The 18,460-nt window shown below is 61.3% G+C and carries 16 protein-coding genes; 3 read left to right on the top strand and 13 right to left on the bottom strand.

Annotation, left to right across the window (positions count from 1 at the left end):
• The first annotated feature begins 16 nt into the window (after nucleotides 1-16).
• A complete protein-coding gene (locus Q1A85_RS12985; protein ID WP_299689721.1) occupies nucleotides 17-2,395 on the top strand; it encodes a hypothetical protein in 2,379 nt (792 codons plus the stop codon).
• Nucleotides 2,396-2,677: 282 nt separating this feature from the next.
• On the top strand, nucleotides 2,678-3,151 hold the full coding sequence (locus Q1A85_RS12980) for a potassium channel family protein (RefSeq protein WP_299689719.1): 474 nt from the start codon (nucleotides 2,678-2,680) through the stop codon (nucleotides 3,149-3,151).
• Here Q1A85_RS12980 and xylA read toward each other — a convergent pair.
• The 13 genes from xylA to Q1A85_RS12915 all read right to left on the bottom strand — a co-directional run bounded on the left by xylA (nucleotide 3,148) and on the right by Q1A85_RS12915 (nucleotide 16,983).
• Nucleotides 3,148-4,449 (bottom strand): xylose isomerase, encoded by a 1,302-nt coding sequence (gene xylA, locus Q1A85_RS12975; RefSeq protein WP_299689717.1) that lies wholly within the window; start codon nucleotides 4,447-4,449, stop codon nucleotides 3,148-3,150. The two genes, Q1A85_RS12980 and xylA, sit on opposite strands and share 4 nt — an antisense overlap.
• Entirely contained in the window at nucleotides 4,446-5,885 is a 1,440-nt protein-coding gene (xylB, locus tag Q1A85_RS12970) for a xylulokinase (RefSeq protein ID WP_299689715.1), read from the bottom strand. The genes xylA and xylB overlap by 4 nt, the downstream gene beginning before the upstream one ends.
• Entirely contained in the window at nucleotides 5,885-7,015 is a 1,131-nt protein-coding gene (locus Q1A85_RS12965; RefSeq protein ID WP_299689713.1) for a Gfo/Idh/MocA family oxidoreductase, read from the bottom strand. Before Q1A85_RS12965 ends, xylB begins: the two co-directional genes overlap by 1 nt.
• 86 nt (nucleotides 7,016-7,101) lie before the next feature.
• Nucleotides 7,102-8,157 (bottom strand): sugar phosphate isomerase/epimerase, encoded by a 1,056-nt coding sequence (locus Q1A85_RS12960; RefSeq protein WP_299689711.1) that lies wholly within the window; start codon nucleotides 8,155-8,157, stop codon nucleotides 7,102-7,104.
• A 22-nt stretch (nucleotides 8,158-8,179) separates the two neighbouring features.
• Nucleotides 8,180-9,238 (bottom strand): LacI family DNA-binding transcriptional regulator, encoded by a 1,059-nt coding sequence (locus Q1A85_RS12955; RefSeq protein WP_299689709.1) that lies wholly within the window; start codon nucleotides 9,236-9,238, stop codon nucleotides 8,180-8,182.
• A gap of 7 nt (nucleotides 9,239-9,245) precedes the next feature.
• Nucleotides 9,246-10,868: a dihydroxyacetone kinase subunit DhaK gene (locus Q1A85_RS12950; RefSeq protein WP_299689707.1), complete on the bottom strand. Its 1,623-nt coding sequence runs from the start codon at nucleotides 10,866-10,868 to the stop codon at nucleotides 9,246-9,248.
• Between the two features lie 17 nt (nucleotides 10,869-10,885).
• Complete coding sequence (locus tag Q1A85_RS12945) at nucleotides 10,886-11,884, bottom strand: ABC transporter ATP-binding protein (protein ID WP_299689705.1); 999 nt, start codon at nucleotides 11,882-11,884, stop codon at nucleotides 10,886-10,888.
• Complete coding sequence (locus Q1A85_RS12940; RefSeq protein ID WP_299689703.1) at nucleotides 11,877-12,974, bottom strand: ABC transporter ATP-binding protein; 1,098 nt, start codon at nucleotides 12,972-12,974, stop codon at nucleotides 11,877-11,879. The genes Q1A85_RS12945 and Q1A85_RS12940 overlap by 8 nt, the downstream gene beginning before the upstream one ends.
• A complete protein-coding gene (locus Q1A85_RS12935) occupies nucleotides 12,967-13,335 on the bottom strand; it encodes a VOC family protein (protein WP_299689700.1) in 369 nt (122 codons plus the stop codon). The genes Q1A85_RS12940 and Q1A85_RS12935 overlap by 8 nt, the downstream gene beginning before the upstream one ends.
• 2 nt (nucleotides 13,336-13,337) lie before the next feature.
• A complete protein-coding gene (locus tag Q1A85_RS12930) occupies nucleotides 13,338-13,532 on the bottom strand; it encodes a hypothetical protein (protein WP_299689697.1) in 195 nt (64 codons plus the stop codon).
• The gene (locus Q1A85_RS12925; protein WP_299689695.1) at nucleotides 13,529-14,467 is read right to left on the bottom strand and encodes a carbohydrate ABC transporter permease; all 939 of its coding nucleotides are present in this window, start codon (nucleotides 14,465-14,467) and stop codon (nucleotides 13,529-13,531) included. Before Q1A85_RS12925 ends, Q1A85_RS12930 begins: the two co-directional genes overlap by 4 nt.
• A gap of 142 nt (nucleotides 14,468-14,609) precedes the next feature.
• Nucleotides 14,610-15,557: a sugar ABC transporter permease gene (locus Q1A85_RS12920; RefSeq protein WP_299689693.1), complete on the bottom strand. Its 948-nt coding sequence runs from the start codon at nucleotides 15,555-15,557 to the stop codon at nucleotides 14,610-14,612.
• A gap of 106 nt (nucleotides 15,558-15,663) precedes the next feature.
• Nucleotides 15,664-16,983, bottom strand: a complete 1,320-nt coding sequence (locus Q1A85_RS12915) for an extracellular solute-binding protein (protein ID WP_299689691.1) — start codon at nucleotides 16,981-16,983, stop codon at nucleotides 15,664-15,666.
• 262 nt (nucleotides 16,984-17,245) lie between these two features.
• Between Q1A85_RS12915 and Q1A85_RS12910 the strand changes: the two genes are divergently transcribed.
• Nucleotides 17,246-18,454: an FAD-binding oxidoreductase gene (locus Q1A85_RS12910; RefSeq protein WP_299689689.1), complete on the top strand. Its 1,209-nt coding sequence runs from the start codon at nucleotides 17,246-17,248 to the stop codon at nucleotides 18,452-18,454.
• Nucleotides 18,455-18,460 lie beyond the last annotated feature (6 nt).

The raw sequence follows: 18,460 nt of genomic DNA, 5'->3' as shown, positions 1-18,460 counted from the left end.
TGTGACGGAGGCCGATATGCCCGATGACACCCTGTTCAGCGCTTTGCTCAATCAACTGAATGCGCGCAGCAGTTCCACACGGATCGAAGATGGCCGGATCATTCCGGCGCACCGGTTCCAACTGAACCCCGGCAGCTTGCGCGGGGCGATGGCCAATGTGGATGTGTCGGACCGGGAAGAAACGCGGGCGGTGTCGTCCACGGGCGCGCATTTCGTCATGTCAGAAATCCGCCACCCCATTCTCAAATCGATCCAGATTGACCCTGGCCTTGCTCTGCTTGGCACGGACAGGGTGGAAAATGGTCCAATCCTGACTGCGTCCGGGGGTATGATCCTCCGCGATCGGGGCGATCCGAACCTGCGTTGGGTCAAGCGCGCCTTTGAAGTGCCAAACCCCGCCGACAGTGCGGAACCCGTGTTCCGCGCCCGCAAGTCCGGCACCGCCATAGACGGCACCGACATGTGGGCCGCAGATTTGACCCTGCCCGTACGGCTGGTCCGCCTTGCCGCCACCGAACGGCAGATCGCACTGGCGTTGAAACGTGACCCGCGACTGGAATTCCGGGACATCCCGATGGTGCTGCGCGAAGCCACGCTGAAACTGCCCTACCAAAGCCCCGAGGGTCGGCAGGTGATGGAACTGCAAGGGCGGGTGGCGGGTGACAAGGGGTCCGTCACATTCAACATCACAGGCGATGCGATATCGCTGGCTTGGAAACTGCTGCGCGAAACCGATGAGGCGCGAGTGCAATTCCTGTCCGACCACGTCGCCTACGAAGCGATTGAACAACCCGCCCCGGAGCCTGAAGCGGTGGCAGATGGTGACGGCGACACAGCAAACGATCCGGGTTTTTTCCACGTGGGGCGGCTGGCCAAGCTCTTTGGTGGACGGGTCCGGCGGGCTGACATTTCGGCCAGCAGGCGCATTGCGCGGGAGGGTGTCGAGCCCATCGCTATTTCGCCAAAGGCTAAGCGGTTCAACATCCTGAAAGACCGCGCCGCACGCATACGCGCTGCCCATCTGGGTGCGGCCAAAGTTGCGCGCGCGCCCAAACTGGACACGATTGTCTATGCCAAGCAGCGCATGGTGACGGACATCGTTCACATGCTGGACTTTCGCGGGTCAGACAAGGACCGGCTGTTTGTGATGACAGACCCCGTCACACGTCGCGACATCCGGATCACCCGCCCGCCTTGGTCCGCGCACGGTGCTATTCGCGAACTGGAAGAACTGGATGGGTTCAAACTGGGTCTGCCCCCTGCGCTGGCCACGCGGCTGACCATCTTTGCATCGCTGGTCGATGTTGGTGTCTACATCGTTGTGCCCGATGTCTACGTGCTGGGGCGCGAGCCGGAGACGGGCGCGCTTCAGCTGTTCGCAGAGGTGATCAGCGACCCGATGATCCCTGAAAATTCCGTTGTGCGCGTGACCATCGGTCTGGTGCCGGAGGTGCAACCGGATGAAGAGGTCGTGCTGCGTGCGGCCCTTGAGGCGCATCTGCGGCAGACCCTCTTTGCCACCGATACGCCACCTGCACCCAAGCTGCGCTATCCCACTGATCTTGGGACCCTGCCGGATCTGTCATGGGGTGACCCGCTGACAGAGGCGAGCCAGCCGATCATTGATGGGCGCACGGTGTTGCTGACGCTGACCACCAACAAGCTTGGGTTCGCCAAGGCGGTGTTCGACACGCTGACCCGGCGCAATCAGGTCATTGGCGGGCAGTTGGCCTTTGGCATCCCTGACGCGCGGTCGGCGCGGGTGTCCCTGCTGATTGGGCTGACACGGACATCCGGCCCGACACTTCGGACTGAAATGACCTCAGGTGGCGCTGTTCTGACCGATCTGTGTGGGCATCCCCAACGGGTCACGGGCCTTGTGCGACCCAAGTCCTTTGGCGCGGTACAGACGCTCAATCTGTCGCCGCCTGTCGATCTGGAGCCGGGGGCAATGGAACAGGCCCAGCCTGACGGTCTTGAACCCGGTGCATGGACGGCGGCGTCGCAGGTCCTCTACCCAGAGGTTGTCCCACTTGACCCAAAACGCATCAATGTGGATGAACTGGTCACTTCGGTCATCTTTACCACAGCGCTGGAACAGGGGGCGGTGTTTGGCGGTACAGGCCTTCAGTCGCTGACGATCGAGGCATCGTTGCCGGGTCAGGAACCGTTGGCCGTTGTCATGAACCCACGCGCTGATACCGGGTTCTTTGAGGCGCAGATCGTGCGGCTTGCGCTGCCGTTTGATCAGGCGTTGTCAAGCACGGGCCGGGTGCTGGACTACCGCATTACCGCGATGTTCGCGGATGGGTCGCGGTTTATGACGGATTGGCGTTCGCAGGACTTTGGTGCCAATCCCGACATTTCCATAACGCGCGAGATGCTGACGGCGTGATCCGGTGGCCTGATCGGCGGGCCCGTCTGGGGCCGTCCTTCGGGATCATTCCCGGGCACAAATATGGGCCGGTCAGCGCCGATACAGGGTTCTTGTGCAACTGTCCGAGGGAACGCTCCATCGTTCAGGATCAGCTTACGCGGGATTGGACAAACGGGCTGCACAGGTGGTGATGCGTCAAGTGCAACGACCGCCGCAAAACCGAATGCGCAGCGACCCACGGCAACGGTGGCAGGCACAGAGTATTCTGAACGCTCGCCTTGTCATTTCGGTGCGTTCGCTGTGTTCTCCTCTGTGAATGCCACCAACTGCGCCGGACATATCGTGACTCTCTTTGCCCAGATCGCCCTTGGCTCATTGCTGCTGACCATCTGCGCGCTGCTGCACGTGTTCGTCGTGGTGGGCAGCCTGCCGTTTCTGGCGATTATTGGCCGTGCGATGCGGCGCCACACGAATGTCGTGCGCAACGCCGTCTTGCTGTCCTATGGTGTGGTTGCGGTCGTTGTGGCCCACACCTTGCAAATCTGGGCGTGGGCCTTTGTGCTTTATGGCGTTGCAGCGTTCTCGGATTTTCCCGAGAGCTTTTACTTTGCCATCGCCACCTACACGACGCTGGGATATGGCGACCTGATCCTTGGGCCGGGCCTGCGGGTGTTTGCGAGCTTTGCCTCCATCACCGGGCTGTTGACCTTTGGCATCAGCACGGGCCTTCTTGTTTCGCTGGTGACGCGGCTGATGCCACAGGACCCGCGCTAAACGTATCTGTTAACGATGTTTTCCAACCGCTCCTGCTGGCCGGAACGTGGTGCCGGGGCGAACCCGTCTTGCATCGCTATGTCAAAACACCCGTCAAGCCCGCCTGCCAGCATAGTCTTGGCGTCTTGACTGTCCCATCCGGCGTAACGCGCTGCCCGCGCCTGTTCGAGCGTGCCGTCCTCCAGCATCGCTGCGGCCGCCTTTAACCCGCGGGCACAAATGTCCATCGCGCCCACATGGGCGGCCACAAGGTCCACCGGGTCGAGCGATTGTCGCCGCAGTTTCGCGTCGAAATTGGTTCCACCGGTGGTAAATCCGCCAGCGCGCAGCACCTCGTAATAGGCCAGCGCCACTTCGGGCACGTTGTTGGGGAACTGATCCGTGTCCCAGCCGGATTGGTAGTCATTGCGGTTCATGTCGATGGACCCAAAGATGCCCAGAGACGCCGCCATCGCCAGTTCATGTTCAAACGAATGCCCGGCAAGGATCGCATGGCCCTGTTCGAGGTTCATCTTTACCTCACGTTCAAGGCCGAATTCCTTGAGAAAGCCATAGACCGTTGCCACGTCGTAATCATATTGGTGTTTGGACGGTTCCTGCGGTTTCGGTTCGACAAGGATGGCACCTTCAAAGCCGATCTTGTGCTTGTACTCGACAACCATTTGCAAGAACCGGCCCGCATTGTCCCGCTCACGCTTGAGATCGGTGTTCAGGAGCGTCTCGTACCCTTCGCGACCACCCCAAAGCACGTAGTTCTGCCCGCCGAGCCTGTGCGTGGCGTCCATGCAAGATTTCACGGTCGCACCGGCACAGGCAAAAACCTCCGGATCGGGGTTTGTCGCGGCCCCCGACATGAACCGCCGTTCCGTGAACAGGTTGGCCGTGCCCCACAGCAGTCTCGGACCGCCTGCTGACATCTTGTCGCCGATATAGTCGACGATCTCTTCGAAATTCCGGGTGCTCTCGGCAAAGGTGCTGCCTTCGGGGCGGATGTCATAGTCGTGGAAACAGAAAAACGGCTGGCCAAGGATGTCGAACAGGTCAAAGGCGACGTCTGCCTTCATCCGGGCCAGATCCATCGTGCCGCCAAACCACGGTCGGTCAAAGGTCTGTCCGCCAAACGGATCGCCTCCGGGCCAAGCAAAGCTGTGCCACCACGCCACGGCAAAGCGCATGTGGTCTTCCATCCGCTTGCCCATCACGATCTCGTCTGCGTCGTAGTGGCGATAGGCGAGGTCAGACGTGCTGTCGGTCCCCTCGAATTGAACCGGCGCGATGCCGTTGAAGAAGTCGGTCATGAGATATCCTTGAGAGCTTGGTACGTGGCGCGGTAGCGCGCATAGGCGTCGTCGAACGCGGCGCCGAGTGTCGTATCGGGCACGTAGGTATGGGCGATGTCTGGTGGCGTGGCGCTCTCCGGTCCGCCGTCGCCTGCGGCCATGAGGCCAAGGCGCGCGGCCCCATAGGCGGCCCCGTAATCGCCTTGGGCCGGGACCGAGACGGGCAGGCCGAGCACTGTCGCGATCGTTTGCAACCAGTAGGACGATGCCGCCCCGCCTCCCACAGCGATCAGGCTGTTCAGCGGGGTGCCTGTGGCTGTCATCGCCGCTTGGGTGTCGCGGAAGGCAAAGGCCAGCGCCTCAAGCACCGCGCGTGTGCCTGCGGCCCTGTCGGTTTCATGCGCAAGGCCGATAAAGGCACCGCGCACGCGCGCATCATTGTGGGGCGTTCGTTCGCCGCCGAGATAGGGCAGGAACAATGTGCGTCCGGGGCCCTGTGCATCACCTAGCTCTGCGGTCAGGGTGGCGGGGTCCGCGCCCACCATCCGCCCGTACCACGCCAGCGCATCCGTTGCGGCAAGGATCACGCCCATCTGGTGCCACTGTCCCGGCAACGCGTGGCAAAATGTGTGCAACGCCGTGGCCGGGTCCGGTGCATACCCATCGGTGGCCGCAAACAGCACCCCAGATGTGCCCAGCGACACGAAACCTTCGCCGGGCCGAGCCACGCCGACACCCACTGCCGAGGCGGCATTGTCGCCCGCGCCCCCCGCCACGGGGATGCCGGCCCGCATCCCGAACGGCGTCGCAACCCCGTCGCGCAATTGCCCTGATGGCTGTGACCCTTCGACCAGCCGCGGCATGTGTTCGCGGCCCATATCCGTGGCGGCCAGCAGATCGTCTGACCAGTCCCGCGCACCGACGTCCAGCCAGCTTGTACCGGCGGCATCCGACATCTCCGACACCGGCTCACCCGTGAGCCACAAACGGAGGTAATCCTTGGGCAGCAGCACGCGCGCGGTCTTGGCAAAAATGTCGGGCTCATGCGCCTTGACCCAAGCGAGCTTGGGCGCGGTGAAACCGGGAAAGACAATGTTGCCTGTCTGCGCCCGAAAGATCGGGTTGGCGTCCATGGCGGCAGCCTCATCGGCGCTGCGGGTGTCATTCCACAGAATGCAGGGCCGCAGAACCGCGTCGGCGCCATCCAACAGGGTCGCCCCATGCATCTGCCCGGACAGGCCAATCCCCCGCACACCGCTGAGGTCATAGGCCCCGGCCAGTTGCCGCAGCGCCGCTTCGGTCGCGCTGATCCAGCTGTACGGGTCCTGTTCGGACCAGCCGGGATGCGGGCGTGTCACTTCGAGCGGCGCAGTTGCACTGCCGATCACCGCCTGATCTTCACCGATCAGCAGCGCTTTGACACCGGAGGTGCCGAGATCAAGGCCGAGATACATCAGTGATCCAACCTGACCCAAGCGGCATCGCGCTGCGATGATTTCACGCAAGCCGATACAAATTGCACGCCTTTCAGCCCGTCATGGACCGTAGGATAAATTACGTCGTCCGGCACAGTGGCACCGGTGCGCGCAGCCACAATCGCTTCAGCCGCCTCGCTGTAGATATTGGCAAACCCTTCAAGGTAACCCTCTGGATGGCCGGGCGGGGTCCGGCTGATGCGTCCTGCGGCGTCGCCCGCGCCCGCGCCACCGCGCGTGATCAGCCGTTTTGGTTCTCCGAAGGGCGTATGCCACAGGTAATTCGGATCCTCCTGCGCCCATTCCAAGCCGCCTGTTTCGCCATAAACCCGAAGGCGCAGCGCGTTTTCATTGCCCGGCGCCACCTGAGACGACCACAACATACCCCGCGCCCCACCGGCAAAGCGCAGCATGACATGGGCGTTGTCATCGACCTGCCGCCCGGGGACAAAGGCCTGCAAATCGGCGGCGAGGCTCTCGACCTCCAGACCCGTCACGAAACAGGCCAGATTGAACGCGTGTGTGCCGATGTCCCCGGTGGACCCGCCGACACCGGATCGCGCCGGATCGGTGCGCCATTCCGCCTGTTTAAAGTCCTGCTCCACCGACAGCCAATCCTGCGGATACTCGACCTGAACAACGCGCACCGCGCCGATCTGGCCGCCTGCAACCATTTCACGGGCCTGCCGGACCATCGGGTAGCCCGTGTAATTATGGGTCAGGATGAACAATGCGTCCGATGCTTCGGCAGCTTTCACCATCCTTTTTGCGTCCGCCAGCGTCGAGGTCAGCGGCTTGTCGCAGATCACGTGAATGCCGCGCTTCAGAAACTCGCGCGCCGCTGCATAATGCACGTGGTTGGGCGTCACGATACTGACGGCCTCGATCCCGGTCTTCAACCGGGCCTCGCGGATCGCCATCTGCTTAAAGTCGTCATAGACGCGCGGCAGCCCAAGCGCGGCGCCACTGGCCTGCGCCTTCTCCGGTGTGGAACTCAACGCGCCCGCCACCAGTTCGAACCGATCGTCGATTCGTGAAGCGATCCGGTGCACCGCTCCGATAAAGGCGTCGTTCCCACCGCCCACCATCCCCAATCTGATCCGGCTCATCCTTCAATCCCTCCTGCGGGGTGGCGCGCCATCCCCTGCTTCTTCTCTTTCCAAATACTCAAATCCTGCGGCTGCCTCCGGCGCCGTCAGTCGATACCCAACATCTTGCGGTTTGCAGCCTCATCCGTGCCGCCATCGGCAAAATCGTCAAAGGCACGCTCGGTCACGCGGATGATATGGTCCGACACAAACTGCGCTCCTTCCCGCGCGCCGTCCTCGGGATGCTTGAGGCAGCACTCCCATTCCACCACGGCCCAGCCATCGAAATCATTGGCTGCCATTTTGGAAAACACCGCCCCGAAATCCACCTGCCCGTCACCCAGTGACCGGAACCGACCCGCCCGGTCCACCCAAGGCTGGTAGCCCCCATAGACACCCTGCCGGCCCGTCGGATTGAATTCGGCGTCCTTGACGTGGAACATGCGGATGCGGTCGCGGTAGATGTCGATATTGTCGAGATAATCGAGGCATTGCAGCACGTAATGGCTCGGATCATAGAGCATGTTGCAGCGTGGGTGATTGTCCACCCGCTCAAGGAACATTTCAAAGGTGGCGCCATCATGAAGGTCTTCGCCCGGATGAATTTCGTAGCAGACATCCACGCCCATTTCCTCGGCGTGGTCCAGAATGGGACGCCAGCGTGCGGCCAGCTCGTCGAATGCGGTCTCCACCAGACCCGCCGGACGCTGCGGCCACGGGTAGATATAGGGCCATGCAAGCGCGCCGGAAAAGGTCGCGTGCGCCCCGATCCCCATGCGGGACGAGGCCGAGATGGCGTATTTGACCTGCTCGACCGCCCATTCCTGCCGCGCCTGCGGGTTGCCGCGCACTTCGGGGGCAGCAAAGCCGTCAAAGGCGGTGTCATATGCGGGGTGCACGGCGACCAATTGGCCCTGCAAATGTGTGGACAGCTCGGTCACCTCGACCCCGTTTGCGCGCGCGGTGCCAAGGAAGTCGTCGCAGTAGTCCTGTGATCCGGCGGCCTTCATCACGTCGAACAGACGACCGTCCCAACTGGGCACTTGCACGCCCTTGTAGCCGCAATCGGCGGCCCATTTCGTGATCGCATCCCAGCTGTTGAACGGGGCTTCGTCACCTGCGAACTGCGCCAGAAACAGCGCGGGTCCCTTGATGGTCTTCATGATCTGTCCTCCCTCGCCGCTGCTATTCGGGCGGCATGTTGTCTTGCAGATAAATGTCGATGCGGATGCGCTCTTGGGTCTCGTCAAAGGGCACCCGGTCCGCCGTTGCCTTGAGCAGGCGCACGGCTGAGCGCACGAGGTGGCCCGCATTCTGTGATATGACGGCGTCGAAGACGCCAGTTGTCAGGGCGCGGCGGGACACTGGTGTTAACTCATGCGCGATGACCACCAGATCGCCGCGGCGCCCCTCGCGTTCGAGGCAGCGCAACAGGCCCGCATTGCCCGCCGCCGATGAATAGATGCCACGCACCTGTGGAACGGCGCGCAGGATGTCGGGCAGCAATTGCTGGATCAGGTCCGGGTCATCGCGACCCTCGACCGACGGCAGCACCTCCAGATGTGGGAAATCGGTCGTCATCACCGCGTCAAATCCTGCCCGCCGTTCCAGATGATCGCGTGCCAGCCGCGAGCCTGTGATGACCAGCACCGGACCCGGTTCGTGAATGAAGCGACCCATCAGGCGGGCGGCGGTTCGACCCGCCGCATAATTGTCGATGCCCACGAAATGATCGCGTTCCGAACTGGGCAGGTCGGCCACCAAGGACACAACGGCAATGCCCCGCGCTCGCGCGCGGTTCACCGCGTCGCGGACCGCAGGTGTTTCTGGCCCAAACACGGCGACCCCGTCAGTCTCATCCGGTGACAATCCGTCCAGCATGTCCACAATCGCTTGCGGATCGAAGGGCGGCACGCTGCGGGCGGCCAGTGTCGTGCGCTGGTGTGACAGCTGCGCGCCTTGGACATCGACCTGTGCCGCCAGCGCATCGACAAATTCGTTCGCCGCGTCCGGCAATATGAACAAAAGCCGGTACACCCGCCGCCGTGCCAGATTTGCCGCTGCGGTGTCGCGGATGTAACCCAGATCGGCGATCGCTTTGTTGACCTTTTCGATGGTCGTCCTGCGTACCCCCGGACGACCGTTCAACACCCGGTCGACAGTGGCCAGCGACACGCCAGCCACGCGGGCCAGATCATTGATCGTCGGCTTGCCAGTGGGGGGAGACAGATCGCCTTCGGGCACGTGCGGGTTATCCTTCCATATGTCCGGCAAGGCCTTCGAAAAGAAGGGCGACAGCCTCTGCGCCGGGATCGTTATGGCCCTTGAGATTGTCCGACGGCACGTATGCGGCCCGACCCGCTTTGGCGGTGTGGATCGCGGCCGTGGCATCGGCACCGGCGCGGGCCGCAGTCGCAGCGGCGTGCAGACCATTCGGCAGGGCCACCAGTGCAGGTGACAAGGCATCAATCATTGTGCGGTCGCCCACCTTGGCTCCGCCCACGTCGCTGACCCGTTGCAGCCCGATGGCCAGCGCTTGCTCCACAGTTGCGCCGCTGGCGCAGGCGTCGCCTGCCGCGTTGAAGTAGATGGCAAGGATCACGCCAGACGAGCCGCCCATGGTCTGGCTCAGCGCATTGCCCAGTGCCGGGAACAGCTGTGTCAGATCGGCCAGTGGCATGTCGTCTATGCTGTCACGCAACGCGCGCGCCGCTGTGGCAAGCGTGCTGCCGGTGTCGCCATCGCCGGATTTGGCGTCGAGCGCATTCAGCGCATCTTCGGCTTTGATCAGCAGCTCCGCCACATGCAGGATTGTGGCGCGTGTCCTGTCATTGGCGGACGGGATCGGCGCGATTGGGGTGAGGCCGTCGGGCAACGGGGTTACCGTCACCTCCCCCAAGGCTTGCACGCCGGGCCATGCGGGCATGGGAACAGGGCTTGTCAGCGCTTTGAGGTCATCGACGTCGACGGGCAGAACGGAGACAGAAAAGCCGTGCATGTCGAGGGATGTCATCATCGGGGCGGGCCCAATGATGTGGGTGACCACGCCGGTCTCGGCCAGTGCATGGGTCAGAACCGACATTTCAAGCGGGGTTGTGGAGCCGAGGTTGTTCAGCAGTGCGACGCAGTATTTGTCACCAATATGCGGTTTCAGCTTGTCCATCACGACAGACATCGCCTGCGCCGCGCCCTCGAAATCGACTTGTTCCACGCCGGGTTCACCATGAATGCCGAGACCGAGTTCCGCCTTGCCCGCCGGGATGCGATCCTCTTTGGGGGAGCCGGGGATTGTGCAGGTGTCGAGGCTCTTGCCGATGGAGGCGACGCTGCCGATGATACGCCGGGCTGTGTTGGCAACGTGTTCGAGGGTGCAGCCCGCCTCGGCCAATGTGCCTGCGATCTTGTGGACAAACAGCGTGCCAGCGACACCGCGCGGCTGTGGCAGATGGGGCAGGGCGATGTCATCGTCCACCACGACCATCTCGACGCGGCGTCCCAGTGCGCGCGCGCGTTCAGCAGCGAGGCCAAAATTGAGCCTGTCGCCAGTGTAGTTTTTGACGATCAGCAGGCAGCCCGCCTCGCCTGTGACTGCGAGGATGCTTGCCAGAACGGCCTCAACCGATGGGGACGCGAAGACCTCTCCACAGACCGCCGCCGTCAACATACCGGGGCCGACAAAACCCGCATGTGCCGGTTCATGCCCCGATCCGCCGCCTGAAATCAGGGCGACGTTGGAGCGGTCCCAGTTGGTGCGGTAGACCACCTTGATATGCGGATACCCGTCCAGCCGCGCCAATGCGCCGCCCGAGGCCGCGAGGACACCATCGATGGCTTCTTTGACCAGATCGTCCTTTGCATTCACGAATTGTGCCATGGGTCGGGGTCCTTTCTTCAAGCGACGCGCGCGCCGTTTGCGTCGAAAAACAGCGGGTTGCGCGGTGCGATATGGATGGTCTCGCCCTGTTCCAGCGAGGTGTGCGGATCGGTGAGGGTGATCACGTCGTGATCCTTGAATTTGAGGTGCAGCCGGGTCTGGTCACCCAGATGTTCAACCCGTGCGACATGTGCGGGCGCACCGCCGTCCATCGCGATATGTTCGGGGCGCAGGCCGATCTGCGCCGCGCCTTGGGGCGCATCCTCGCCAAAGAGGCCGGTGGGCAACAGATTGATCCGTGGCTGACCGAGGCGCGCGGCGACATAGGCCGACGACGGGTTTTCATAGATCTCGCGCGGCGTGCCGAATTGCACCAGCCGCCCCTCGTCCAGCACGCCCACATGGGTGGCCATGGTCATGGCCTCAATCTGGTCGTGGGTGACATAAAGCAGGGTCGCAGCGAGTTCGGCGTGGATGCGTTTCAATTCAATCCGCAGATCGGCGCGGAGTTTTGCGTCCAACGAACTGAGCGGTTCGTCCATCAGGTAAATCGCCGGATCACGTACCAAGGCGCGCCCGATCGACACCCGCTGCATCTCGCCGCCCGAAAGTTCTGTTGCCTTGTTGTCGAGCTTGTGCGGGATATGCAGAACCTCGGCCACTTCGGCGACCTTGCGCGCGATCTCGTCTTCGGCGGTTTTGAGGATCGGTGAGCGCAGCGGAAAAGCGAGATTGTCGCGCACGGACATGTGCGGATAGAGCGAGTATTGCTGAAACACCATCGCCACGTCGCGCTGGGCGGGAGTTTCGACGCTCACATCACGACCACCGATCTGAATGGTGCCGGTGTCGGCCTTTTCCAGCCCGGCGATCAGGCGCAGCGTTGTTGTCTTGCCCGCGCCGGTGGGGCCAAGCAGCACGACAAACGCCCCGTCCGGCACGGTCAGATCCATGTCGGTGACGGCTTGCGTCTTGCGGAACGCCTTGGAGACGTTTGACAATATGACCTCAGCCATGGGCCAGCACTCCTTCGTTCAGGGCGGAGCGCAGCGCATGGCCCGTGCCGCGATCAAAAAGCGTGATCGTCCCCGGATTGAAGTCCATGCCGACAGTCTCGCCGACAGTTGCAGGCTGATCGGAGGCGATGCGCGCCTTGAGATCACCGTTGGGTGTATTCAGGGTCACGATCTGGGTGGTGCCAAGGTATTCGGTCGCGATCACCTTACCGCGATACGCACCCGTATCGTTTAGGGTAATATGTTCAGGCCGCACTCCAAACACCAACTCTCCAGATGCGCCATCGCGCAAAACCGGCACGCCCAATTCCGTGCCCTCAAGCATCACGCTGTTCGAGCCTGCCGCCACTTGTCCCTGAAAGTTGAGAAAATTCATCGACGGCGAGCCGATGAAATTGGCGACGAACATGGTCGCTGGCTTGTCGTAAATCTCTTGCGGGGTGCCGAATTGCTCGACAACCGCATTGTTCATCACGACGATCTTGTCGCCCATTTGCATGGCCTCAAGCTGGTCGTGGGTCACGTATACGGTGGTGGCCCCCATCCGGTCGTGCAGCGCACGCAGTTCTTCGGCCATGTGTTCGCGGAATTCTGCATCCAGCGCGCCCAGCGGTTCGTCCATCATGAACGCCTTGGGTTCCCGGACGATGGCACGCCCAAGCGCAACCCGTTGCCGGTCGCCGCCCGACAGACCACCCACGGGCTTTTTCAGGATGTCCTTGATGCCGAGGATCGTTGCGACCTCGTCCACTTTGGCGCGCACCTGCGCGCGCGGCATCCCCTGACTGACCAGCGGGTAAGACAAGTTCCGGTAGACGTTCATATGCGGGTAGAGCGCGAACATCTGGAACACGAAGGCGATATCGCGTTCGGAGGGCGGGCGCTGCCCGATCTCTTCGCCGTCGAGGTAGATCTCTCCGCTGGTGGGCAACTCAAGCCCCGCAATCATGCGCAAGGTTGTGGTTTTACCGCAGCCCGAAGGACCCAGAAGCATGAAAAACTCGCCGTCCTCGACGGTAAAGGACGACTCGCGCACAGCGACAAAATCGCCGAATTCCTTGCGGACGTTTTTGATAACGATCTCAGCCATTTGGAATATTTTCTCCGATCCTGAGAAGGTTGCCGTCGGGATCCCAGAGCGTTGCCTCGCGCATTCCCCAGGGTTTGTTTTCCGCAGGCTGGAACCGGGGAAAGCCCGTGTCTGCCGGTAGGTTCAGCCCGGCCAAAAGGTCCGACACCGCGTCCACATCCGTGGGGCGGATATAGGCGCCGTGCGTGCTGTCCTGAGGCCGGTGATTGGCGTGGTGAAAGAAATGCAGTTCGATTTTGTCCCGATTTGTCAGCATGTAGTTTCCGTCGTCGTACCACGACACGAATCCCCAGCTTTCGTAGAACGTCCGGGTGGTCGCAAAGTCGCGGGCGGGTAAAATGGGGCAGGCTTGTTCCAGCATGTTTAGTCCCCTTCCGGAAAATGGCTGACCACGATGAACATGACCGTGCCCACGAGCGTTGTGATGAAGGAATAGGTGTAGGCCCACATCACAAATGGCTGCATGAGCATAACCACGCCTAGGGCGATGATGATGGTTGCCAGCATCTCCCATGGGCCGCGGTGCAGGCGCATCAGGCCAGTAATGAAGGACATCATTTGCGTACAGCTCCGAAGGTGATCCCGCGCAGCAGGTGCTTGCGCAGCAGGATGGTGAAGATCATCACGGGCAGCAGGAAGATCGTGGCCCCTGCCGCGACCGCGGGCCAGTCAAGGCCACCGACGCCGATGATGGTCGGAATGAACGGCGGCGCCGTTTGCGCGGTGGCCGAGGTCAGCAGGACGGCAAAAGCATATTCGTTCCACGCAAAGATCAGGCAGAAGATCGCGGTGGAAGCGATGCCAGTAGCGGCCTGTGGCAGCACGACCTTGTAGAAGGCCTGAAACCGGGTGTAGCCGTCGATCAACGCGGCCTCTTCGTACTCGCGCGGGATTTCGTCGATGAACCCTTTGAGCAACCAGACAGCGAGGGAGATGTTCACCGCCGTATAGAGCAGGATCATGCCCAGATGCGTGTCCGACAGACCGAGGTTGCGGTACATCAGGAAGATGGGGATGGCGACAGCGATGGGGGGCATCATCCGCGTACTGAGGATGAAAAACAGCAGGTCGTCGGCGAGTGGAATTTTGAACCTGCTGAACGCATAGGCGGCGAGAGTGCCCAAAAAGATGCTGAGAAAGGTTGAGCCAAAGCCGATGATCACCGAGTTGAAGAACCGTTCGCCGAATTTCGAGGGGCCGACGATGACCATGTCGTATTGGCGCACGATCTCGTCCGCCCAGTTTTCGGGTGGGTTCGCGGCGAGGAAGTCGTCGGTCTGCCGTGTCCGGGTGGTAAACAGGTTCACGTACCCTTCGAGCGTGGGTTCGAACACGACTTTGGGCGGATAGCTGATCGCGTCAGCGGGTGATTTGAACCCGGTCAGCATGATCCACGCCAGCGGGATCATCGTAATCAGCGCGTAGGTGATGACCAACGTGCCTGCGACCCATTTGGAGCGACCGGAGGGTTCGGTGATGGAATGGGCGCTCATGATCTGTGGTCCATTTGCGGATTCGGGGTCCGGAGGGCAGCTGTCGCCATTATCTCTCGGACCAATAGCGTTCCAATGGTGCCCCCCCCGCGCTGACGCGCTGCCTCAAGCGTTTCTGGGGCAAGATGAAGGATGGATCGGGTCATCGTTCTTTCACCTTGTTGAGCGCCTTGACGTAGATGCTGGCGAGGCCAAACACCGTGACAAAGAGGATGATGGCGTAGGCGCTGGCATAGCCGGTTCGCCACTTTTCGAACGCCTCGCGTTTTAGGTTGATTGAGGTGAGTTCGGTTGTTGAGCCCGGTCCGCCACCGGTCAGTTGCACCACGAGGTCGAACATCTTGAAATTCTCGATGCCACGGAAGAGGACGGCGAGCATCAGGAATGGCAGAACCATGGGCACGGTGATGGTAAAGAACTGCCGGAGTTTGGAGGCGCGGTCGATCTCGGCTGCCTCGTAGATGTAGTCGGGGATGGAGCGCAGCCCGGCCAGACAGATCAGCATCACAAACGGCGTCCACATCCACGTGTCGACGATGACGATGGACCAAGGTGCCAGCTGGACGGAGCCGAGCATCTCGAAACTGGAAGGCTCCGCGCGGGTAAAGAAGGTGACGATGTAGTTAAACAGGCCAATCTGCGGCTGGTAGAGGAATTTCCAGAAGTTGCCCACCACCGCCGGGGACAGCATCATCGGCAGCACGATCACGGTGGTCCAAAAATTGGAACCTTTGAAATTGCGGTGGATCAGCCAAGCCAACGCAAACCCGATCAGCACCTGAAGCGCGATGGTCCAGAACAGGAAATGCGCGGTGGCCTGCATATTCAGCCAGATATCGCTGTCGGTCAGGATGCGTTCGTAGTTGCGCAAGCCAATGAACTCGGGCTCGCGGTTGAGCCGGTTGGCTTTGTAGTTGGTAAAGCTGAGCTGGATCGTCCAGATCAGCGGAAAGATGTTGATCGCCAGCAGCAGGAAGATGGTCGGCGCCACAAAGATCCAGGCGATGGCGCGGTCACTCAGCCCTTTGATCTGGCGGGCAACGCGGGGGGGCGTGGCCTTTGCGGCGCGGGTGGCGATGGGATCGGTCATTGTGGCACACAGATGTCCTGGGCAGAGCCGGGCTTAAGCCCGGCCTACCTGTTGGGGAGAGGTGGCGTAGGGCGGGCTTCAGCCCGCCACTACGGTTGGCTCAAGTTTACAGCTTGCCTTCATCTTCGAAGACTTCGGTCCAGTCTTCGATCAACTTGTCGAGTGCCTCTTGGGCCGTGCCCTGATCGGCGACCACGTAGTCGTGGATGCGTTTTTGCATGGCCAGCAGCAGTTCGGCATAGGCCGGTTCCTGCCAGAAGTCCTGCACGGCCCCCATCGCTTCGAGGAAATCACCGGCGAACGGTGCGCTATCTTTGAAGCCCGGATCGTTCAGGACCGAGTTGTGGGCCGAGTAGCCGCCCAGTTCCCACCACTTGGCCTGCACCTCGGGGTTGGCGAACCATTTGATGTATTCAAGCGCGGCGTCCTGTTTGTCCGAATAGGCCACAACAGAGATACCTTGACCGCCCAGTGTGGAGCCGGCTTGGTTCTGCGGCGGGTTCACGAAAAAGTCGATCTTGTCCCCACCGGTATTCGGGTCGGCATAGAGGCCGGGGAAAAACGCAAACCAGTTCATCGCCATGGCGACCTGACCGGATTTGAACGCATCGAGCGATTCACCCATGTACGAGTTCGTGTATCCGGGTGGCGTCGCCGTTTCGTAGAATTCCTTATAGAACTCAAGTGCTTCGACTGCCTCGGGCGAGTTGACGGCACCGTCCATGTCGTAGGAACCGGGGGTGTTCTCATATTTGAAGCCCCACGGATACAGCGCGGACGTCACGCCCATCGTGATCCCTTCGGAGCCACGCTCTGTAAAGATCGACGCGCCGTATACGGTCTTGCCGTCAATTTCGCGGCCCTGAAAGAACTGCGCAATTTCCAGCATCTCGCGCTGGGTTTTGGGTTCGCCCAATTCGCGGCCTGTGGCCTCTTTGAATGCGGCGCGGATGTCGTCACGCTCGAACCAATCCTTGCGGTAGAACCAGCCGTTCGCGTCGCCCATGGCGGGCAGGGCATAGTAGTTCGGCGTGCCCTTGGGCCAAGTGGAATAGGCATAGACAGTGGCGGGCGCGAAATCGTCCATGCTGATGCCTTCGGCATCAAAGAAATCGTTCAGCTTGACGTAGTGACCGTTCTCGGCACCGCCGCCGATCCACTGACTGTCACCAATCAGCAGGTCACACAGTTTGCCGCCCGAGTTCAGTTCATTCAGCATCCGGTCTGCGAAATTGGGCCACGGGATGAACTCGAAATTCATGCTGTGTCCGGATTGGGCTTCGAATTCCTTGGACAGTTCCACCAGCGCGTTCGCCGGGTCCCATGCCGCCCAGCACAATGTCAGATCCTCGGCTGAGGCAAGCGTCGGTACGCTCACGGAACAGGTCAAAGCCGCGCCGATGGCGGCCGCGTTAAATCGTTTCATGAATTCCTCCCTGAATGGGCAATTGATCTTGGTTTGCCCGTGACATCAGTAAAAATGAGGGGCGTACCTCACGTCAACGAATTTCTGAGGTGCGTACATCAGAAACAGGCGTGTAGTTTTCCAACCCGCTGATTTTTCGCGAAAGATTCCCCGAAGAGGAGCGCAGGGAATTTGTGGCTAGAGGTTGAAACAGACTGTGCAAACGTCTTCCAAACTGCTTTGGTGCCGCGAATCCATTGGCCCCTATTCCGAGGACGACGCAATGACCGAGCACGCCGCACCGCAGCACGCGCAGTACGATGTCATCATCATCGGGGGCGCGATCATGGGGTCGTCTGCGGCATGGTTTCTGACCAATAGCGATGACTTTCAGGGCCGCGTGTTGGTGGTCGAGCGGGACATGTCCTATGCTGCATGTTCGACGGCTCACACCAACTCCTGTATGCGCCAGCAGTTTTCTACGGAACTGAACGTGCGGATCAGTCAGTTCGCGGCGGATTTCGTCAAGACTATTCGGGAGCGGATGGGCGGTGATGCACGCGTACCGGACCTGAGCATTCGCAGTTTTGGCTACATGTACCTTGCCGACACCGATGCGTTTGCGGCCGTGCTGCGCGAAAACATCAAGGTGCAGCACGCCGCCGGGGCCGCAACGCAGCTGATGACGCCAGAAGAGATTAAGGCGCGCTATCCGTTCTACACTGTCGATGACATCGTGTTGGGATCAATCAACACGGTTGACGAAGGGTATTGGGATGGCAGCACCGTCTTTGAATGGTGGCGCCGTCAGGCGCGCGAGCGCGGGGTAGAGTACATCCAGAACGAAGTCGTCGCGATCACGCGCAGTGGTGCCCGCGTTGAATCTGTGACGCTCGCCAGCGGAGAGGTTGTTGGATGCGGGCAGGTGGTCAATGCCTCTGGCCCGCGCGCGGCACGCACCGCCGCCATGGCCGGGATCGACGTGCCGGTCGAGCCGCGCAAGCGCTATTCGTGGGTGTTCGCGGCGGAACGGCCTCTGGATCAGGACTTGCCGCTGACCATTGATCCGTCCGGCGTGCATGTGCGCGAAAACGGAGGCGGTACCTATCAGGCGGGTGGGCATTCGGGGGTCGACCCGGCCGTGGAATACGATGATTTCGCGATGGATCATGCGCTGTGGCAGGATCACATCTGGCCGGTGCTGGCCACGCGCATCCCGCAGTTTGAGACGATCAAGGTTACAGCGGAATGGGCTGGGCACTATGCGATGAACACATTGGACCATAATGCGATCCTTGGGCCGCACCCGGAGGTGGAGAATTTCGTCTTTCTCAACGGGTTCTCGGGGCATGGTCTGCAACAATCGCCCGCCATGGGGCGTGGCACAGCCGAATGGCTGACATACGGGGCGTACCGAAGTCTTGATCTGACCCCCTTCCATTTCGATCGTGTTCTGGCGCAAAAGCCGATCATCGAACGGGCCGTGATATGAGGAGCG

The organism is uncultured Tateyamaria sp. (assembly GCF_947503385.1).
Classification (GTDB): Bacteria; Pseudomonadota; Alphaproteobacteria; order Rhodobacterales; family Rhodobacteraceae; genus Tateyamaria.
This window is presented reverse-complemented; position numbering and strand designations above follow the sequence as displayed.

Coding starts and splice junctions, on each gene's coding strand:
- Q1A85_RS12940 (WP_299689703.1), bottom strand. CDS start 12,974: ATGGCTGAGATCGTTATCAAAAACGTCCGCAAGGAATTCGGCGATTTT.
- Q1A85_RS12960 (WP_299689711.1), bottom strand. CDS start 8,157: ATGAAGACCATCAAGGGACCCGCGCTGTTTCTGGCGCAGTTCGCAGGT.
- Q1A85_RS12945 (WP_299689705.1), bottom strand. CDS start 11,884: ATGGCTGAGGTCATATTGTCAAACGTCTCCAAGGCGTTCCGCAAGACG.
- Q1A85_RS12985 (WP_299689721.1), top strand. CDS start 17: ATGCCCGATGACACCCTGTTCAGCGCTTTGCTCAATCAACTGAATGCG.
- Q1A85_RS12965 (WP_299689713.1), bottom strand. CDS start 7,015: ATGAGCCGGATCAGATTGGGGATGGTGGGCGGTGGGAACGACGCCTTT.
- xylB (WP_299689715.1), bottom strand. CDS start 5,885: ATGTATCTCGGCCTTGATCTCGGCACCTCCGGTGTCAAAGCGCTGCTG.
- Q1A85_RS12925 (WP_299689695.1), bottom strand. CDS start 14,467: ATGAGCGCCCATTCCATCACCGAACCCTCCGGTCGCTCCAAATGGGTC.
- xylA (WP_299689717.1), bottom strand. CDS start 4,449: ATGACCGACTTCTTCAACGGCATCGCGCCGGTTCAATTCGAGGGGACC.
- Q1A85_RS12935 (WP_299689700.1), bottom strand. CDS start 13,335: ATGCTGGAACAAGCCTGCCCCATTTTACCCGCCCGCGACTTTGCGACC.
- Q1A85_RS12950 (WP_299689707.1), bottom strand. CDS start 10,868: ATGGCACAATTCGTGAATGCAAAGGACGATCTGGTCAAAGAAGCCATC.
- Q1A85_RS12930 (WP_299689697.1), bottom strand. CDS start 13,532: ATGATGTCCTTCATTACTGGCCTGATGCGCCTGCACCGCGGCCCATGG.
- Q1A85_RS12920 (WP_299689693.1), bottom strand. CDS start 15,557: ATGACCGATCCCATCGCCACCCGCGCCGCAAAGGCCACGCCCCCCCGC.
- Q1A85_RS12915 (WP_299689691.1), bottom strand. CDS start 16,983: ATGAAACGATTTAACGCGGCCGCCATCGGCGCGGCTTTGACCTGTTCC.
- Q1A85_RS12910 (WP_299689689.1), top strand. CDS start 17,246: ATGACCGAGCACGCCGCACCGCAGCACGCGCAGTACGATGTCATCATC.